The sequence below is a fragment of the Desulfovibrio sp. 1214_IL3152 genome (assembly GCF_036763055.1).
Classification (GTDB): Bacteria; Desulfobacterota; Desulfovibrionia; order Desulfovibrionales; family Desulfovibrionaceae; genus Desulfovibrio.
In genome coordinates, this window is the sequence record NZ_JBAIYW010000252.1 from 1 (window position 1) to 5271 (window position 5271).

The window sequence follows — 5271 nt, forward strand, 5'->3', positions numbered from 1 at the left end:
GTTCGCCGCCAGCCTTGCCGCGGGCATTTTGCGCCTCACCTCCTGGGCGGACTTCAAAAGCGCCGTCTTTGGCACAAGCGGCGGCGCTGGCCTGCTCAAACGCCTGTATTTGTTGCTGGGCGCGGCATTCCTGTTCGTTCTGCTTGCCAAAAAAACCACGTCCCTGGACGTGGAGGCATTCAGGCTTTCCCTGCGGCGTCAGGCTCAGGAGCGCGCCCGCTGGCTCACCACATTCTTTTCGGTATGGGACAAGCTCCATGCGGAAATTGACATTCTCAGCGAAAGCGATCATCAGCCCCGGCATGCAGGCAGATGTCCCAGAAACGATTGCCCGCTGGCCCTTGGCGTTGCCCACCTTCTGGACGGCATGAATGAGCAGACCAGACATTTTCTTTCGGAACAGCTCGCTTTTATGGGCTATGCCCCCGGCGAAGACGGCAGTCATATCATATGGGATGAAGATACCCACGCCGGGCTTTATGACAGGGTGGGCCTTGTGTCCAACGGCGACCGTTGCCGCGTTTTGCGCCGCTACACCCGCGCCGGAGACAGCATCATAAAGGGCCACGTGCAAAAAGAAGCCGCCCAGGAGGCCGGGGCATGAAAATACTTGGCATAGACCTCGGCACCAGCAATACCTACATCTACGGAACGCACAGGCATTCCGTGGCGCCTCAGCCCGTGGTGCTGCCCCGCGTCGGCGCAGCGGACGGCTGCGTGGAAACAGTCATTCTGTATGAAGACGACATGCCGCGCCTCATAGGGCATCCGGCTGAAAGCGAATACTACGCCAACGCGGCCATGCGGTCCCGGCGCAACCTGCGCTGCCAGTTCAAGCCCGAAACAGGCGAAGACGGGTCAGAAGCCGCGCGCTGGATGACGGATTTTCTGCGGATGCTGCGCCAGGCGCTGCCCCCCGACACCCTGGAGCAGGACAGCCAGATATACGTGGGGATCCCCGCGCGCACGCGCGAGAGCTTCGGGCCGTCGCTGTCGCGCTGCTTTACCGATGCGGGCTGGCCCATGCCCTCCCTTATACGGGAGTCTGACGCGGCCATGATATCCTGCCTGCAATCAGGGGCCGTCGAGCTGGACGATATGGAGCACAGCCTGCTGATTCTGGACTTCGGCGGCGGAACCTGCGACTTCACGCTGGCGGAAAATTCAGAAATCCTTCAGAGCGGCGGCGACCGTCTGCTGGGCGGACGCCTGTTTGACGACCTCTTTTTTCAGCTTTTCTGCCGCCACAATCCCGGTCTGGCGGAACAGACCAAGGCCGACAATTGCGCATACTACGTCCATTGGGTTTTGTGCAGGGCGGAAAAAGAACGCTTTTCAAAAATCCTGCAAAAAGACATCAACAGCACCGTGAGTCTGCACCTTTCCTGGTATGACGCACAGGGTACGCAAAAACACGCCTATCTGCACGACCTCACCTGGCAGCGCATTGTCAGCGCCGCAGAAAGCTATACGGCTTCGCAGCCCCTGCTGGACATGCTCCGCCAGTACGCCAACAAAGGCGCTCTCGGCAGCACGGCTTCGGACATGCTGCAAGGCCGCGAGGTGGCGCTCATATCCTGGTTCAAGGACATGCTGTACGACATCAAAAAACAGAAAGGCGTAGACAAGGTCATTCTTACCGGCGGCAGCAGCGGCTGGTTTTTTGCCCGCGACGCCGTACACGACGTTTTCGGCACAGACAACATCGTCATGAGCCCCCGCACGTATGAGGATATTGCCTACGGCCTCGCCCTGTACCCCATGCTGCTGGACACGCACCTCAAGATAAAAAACCTGCTTGAAGACCAGAGCGAGGCCTTTTCGCAACGGGTGGCGGAAATTGCCCAGGGCATTTTTGAAAAACACACCAAGCTGGCCGCGCAAACCTGCGCCGAGCGCATCGCGTCCAGAGACATCATGAGCGTTCTTGAATCCGCGCAGCAATCCCGCAAAACCGTGGAAGAGATAGAACGCGAAATCAGCGAAAAAATACGCAACGACTCCGGCTTGCTGAGCATCATCCGCGAAAGGACAGAAGCCGCTCGCACTGAAATAGAGCGGGAATTGCGCCAGCAGTTCAGCCGGTGGCTGCGTGAAAACGGCGTACACCTTGTACCCCGGCTCAACTTTTCGGCCCGCACCCTCAGCACCAGCTTTTTTGACGCTGTGCAGGTTAAGATATCGCGCCTCACACTGCTGAATACTATGGATGTCATGGTGGTTGCGGTTCTGCCCGGCGTGGCTGCCTTTGCCGTTGGTGAAAAAATGCTGCTCACCACCGGTGAGCCGGTGTCTGCCGTACTGGGCGGCGCGGCGGCCTTTGCAGGCACGTGGGCGTTGGGCAAGTTCGGCAAAAACTTTCTGCGCACAAAAAGACTGCCCCAGTTTTTGCTCAATGAAAAAAATCGTGAAAAAATCATCGCCAAAAACAAAGAATACATCCAGGAAGCGTTGGGACAGGCTTTTCAGGAAATCCGGCAGGACCTCATGGAAGACGCCAGAGCAAAAATACGCTACTCGCTCAAAGCCCTGCTGCAACGCCTCACAGTGCTGAACCATATCCGGGTGGAGCGCGGCGCGGCGTCATGATACGGGGCTTCCGGCGCACAGCTTTTGCGCAGGCTGCCCGCCACAACGCTCCAGGCGCGGGCTTCGGGGCATGCCGCAAACATGCCAAAGCCGCCCAATCCGGCCCGTACAGCCCGCCCCTTATGGCATGTTGCCATCTTTTAGAGCATTTTCGCATTGAGAATAGATATTCTCAATGCTTCCAAGACGCCCGCTCCGGCGTTTAACCGCGCAGATAAACTGCGCTTACGCATCCGCCAGAGCAATTTCACTTTGAAATTGCTCTATGATGCTGCGGTGCTGCACGGTTGCGTCACTGCCCGTCTGCACCCGGCGCGCCGGAAACGCACAGGCAAAAAAATTGCGGGAAAAAGCGGCCCCCGGCGGCGTTCCGGCAAGCAGTGCCGTGAACGTCCGTGGGAAGGGCCTGGGCTTTTCCCCGCACGTATGCGCCAGAGCATTTTCACTTTGAAACTGCTCCGGCGTCTGCGTGAGAAGGCATAAGCGCAATGTATTTGCACTGTTAAGCGCCGAAGAGAGCGTGTCCTAAACTTTGAGAATGTGCATTCTCAAAGTTAATCTGCTCTATAGAGCATTTAACACTTGAAATGCTCACTTACGGCATGGTGTACTCGCGCACAAAATTAAAGACATTGCCTTCCACTTCCAGGCCCTGCGCTTTGGCCTTGCCGTACCACACCTGTGCTTCGGCGGCGTTTTCCGGCACGCCCACACCGTATTCGTAGCAAGCGCCCACATAACGCTGCGCCTGGGCATTGCCCTGATTTGCCGCCATCTGGGCCAGGCGGAAACTCTCGGCGGGATTTTTGGCAAAGCCGTACTTACCTTGCCCGTAGTACAGCGCCAGATTGAACTGGGCTTCGGCATTGCCCGCATTGGCCGCACTGGTCATAAGCCTGACCACGGCGGCATCGTCTTTGGGTACGCCCTGGCCCAGTTCATACTGGTAGGCCAGAAGCACCTGGGCCTCGCTGTTGTTCTGCTCGGCGGCAAGGCGGAACCACTTGGCGGCGGTTTCCATATCCTGCGGCACGCCAAGACCGTTTTCATAGCAGCGGCCAAGGATGATCTGGGCGCGGGCGTTGCCGTCAGAGGCAAGGGGCTGCACCAGTTGCAACACCTTTTTATACTGCCCGATATTGTAGGCCGTCCACGCTTCATTGAGCTTCTGCTCTACCTGATCCGCAGGCTGCGCGGCCACGGTCATGCCCTGGAACAGAAAAAACGCCAGAGCCAGAACGATCGCACCAAACTGCTTTTTCATAAAACCTCCTCATGGCCCGTGTTTGTGCCGGACCTGATGCTGTAAAGAGTAGCGCCGGGAAAAGGGCTTGGCAAGGGCGGCACATGGCCCGTACCCGGCATGCGCACCATTCTTGGGCAAGAGCCGCCGTCACTTTTCAGCGGTTTCGGCGTCATTGAAAGGTTTCGTGCCACATGGCTGAAGCACAAGATACGAAGCTGTTTTTACATCATTTTTTTTACAGATTACTGCTCCGCGGCAAACACGCGGTCCTCTCCGCCCCCTTGACGCCCCGTCATCCAGAAGGCACAAACACGGCAAACACCATCTTTACTTCTTTATACAGGGCGCCTATCCGGGACATGCCCCACACCATTCACTCCGAAAACCTGTTTTCATGTGGTGAGAAATAAAGAATGAAACAGGTGAAACAGTTCAAAACCCCTTGCGCAGCCGAACCCCAAAAAGCTGCGCGGCAGGCGCTTACCTGAAACCAGGTTCAAATGCCTGGAACAGACCAGGAGGTCGAGCATGAGCCATCCCCCGCACAAGCCCCCCCACGAATCTTCGGAGGGGCATGCCCGACACGATGACACCCTGCCCGCCGTCTCCGCCCGGCATGATGGCCGGCATGACGGTCGCCAGGACGGTCGCCAGGATGGAAACGGCCATAGCGGCGATGACCAGCGCCGTGTGCTTGAGGCCGAAGTCATCCTTGATGACGGGCAGGAGCAGCAGAACAGGCAGGACCAGACCTATGGGCAGGAGCATGGCCGGGGCAACTCCGGCAGCAGAGGCTTTTTTTACAGCCGCACCTTCGGCGGGCGCGGGGCTGGAGGCTTTCAGGCCGGTGGCTCCCCCCTGGGACACATCTGGATATCGCAGCGCAATGACGCCAACGCCTGCCTTGCCCCGTGCGTGACCTTTGCCATTTTTCTTGTCTGTCTGGCGCAGTTCGGTTTTCTGGCGGGACTTGGCTTTGTTTTTTTCCACACCCTGGGCTCCATTGCAGGCACACTGCGCCAAATGCGCGGCATGACTGCAGGCAGGGTTCCCAATCCCTGGCTCTGGCGGTTCGGCAACTGGCTGTTCTCTTTTCTTGTGACGGTATGGCTTGCCGGGGGCTTCAACTAGAGCAGATTAACTTTGAAAATGTACATTTTCAAAGTTTAAGACACGCTCGCTTCGGCGCTTAACCGCGCAAGTAAATTGCGCTTACACCTTTGCGGCGGGCGACTGCTCACGCAGCCGCCAGAGCAATTTCAAGGTGAAATTGCGGCCGGTTTCAGGACAGTGAAACGAGCATGACATCCGATCCCTGGCTGGTTTATCTGCTGGAATGCGCAGACGGCACACTGTATTGCGGCATTACCCGCGATATGGAGCGGCGCCTTGCGCAGCATAACGGCGCTCTGGCCGGCGGCGCCCGCTACACGCGT

4 protein-coding genes and 1 pseudogene are annotated in these 5271 nt (G+C 58.0%); 4 read left to right on the plus strand and 1 reads right to left on the minus strand.

Translation table 11 applies throughout. The features are described 5' to 3' along the window. Positions 1-604, plus strand: a pseudogene (locus tag V6C07_RS05285) (adenosine deaminase); the annotation flags it as partial. Beyond that, positions 601-2589, plus strand: coding sequence for an Hsp70 family protein (locus V6C07_RS05290; protein ID WP_333535319.1), 1989 nt, complete (start codon positions 601-603; stop codon positions 2587-2589). The pseudogene V6C07_RS05285 and the gene V6C07_RS05290, both read left to right, overlap by 4 nt. Before the next feature lie 595 nt (positions 2590-3184). Here V6C07_RS05290 and V6C07_RS05295 read toward each other — a convergent pair. Further along, positions 3185-3853 carry a tetratricopeptide repeat protein gene (locus V6C07_RS05295; RefSeq protein WP_333535320.1) on the minus strand — a complete coding sequence of 223 codons (669 nt, stop codon included), beginning with the start codon at positions 3851-3853 and terminating at the stop codon, positions 3185-3187. A gap of 510 nt (positions 3854-4363) precedes the next feature. On the opposite strand from V6C07_RS05295, the gene V6C07_RS05300 reads away from it, so the two are divergent. Both V6C07_RS05300 and V6C07_RS05305 read left to right on the plus strand, forming a co-directional pair. After that, positions 4364-4966, plus strand: a complete 603-nt coding sequence (locus V6C07_RS05300; RefSeq protein ID WP_333535321.1) for a hypothetical protein — start codon at positions 4364-4366, stop codon at positions 4964-4966. 170 nt (positions 4967-5136) lie between these two features. Further along, on the plus strand, positions 5137-5271 hold a 135-nt coding region (locus V6C07_RS05305; protein WP_333535322.1), incomplete at its 3' end, for a GIY-YIG nuclease family protein.

Bases quoted from the DNA above. Each gene is read 5' to 3' on its own strand.
- V6C07_RS05290 (WP_333535319.1), top strand. From the start codon at position 601: ATGAAAATACTTGGCATAGACCTCGGCACCAGCAATACCTACATCTAC.
- V6C07_RS05295 (WP_333535320.1), bottom strand. From the start codon at position 3,853: ATGAAAAAGCAGTTTGGTGCGATCGTTCTGGCTCTGGCGTTTTTTCTG.
- V6C07_RS05300 (WP_333535321.1), top strand. From the start codon at position 4,364: ATGAGCCATCCCCCGCACAAGCCCCCCCACGAATCTTCGGAGGGGCAT.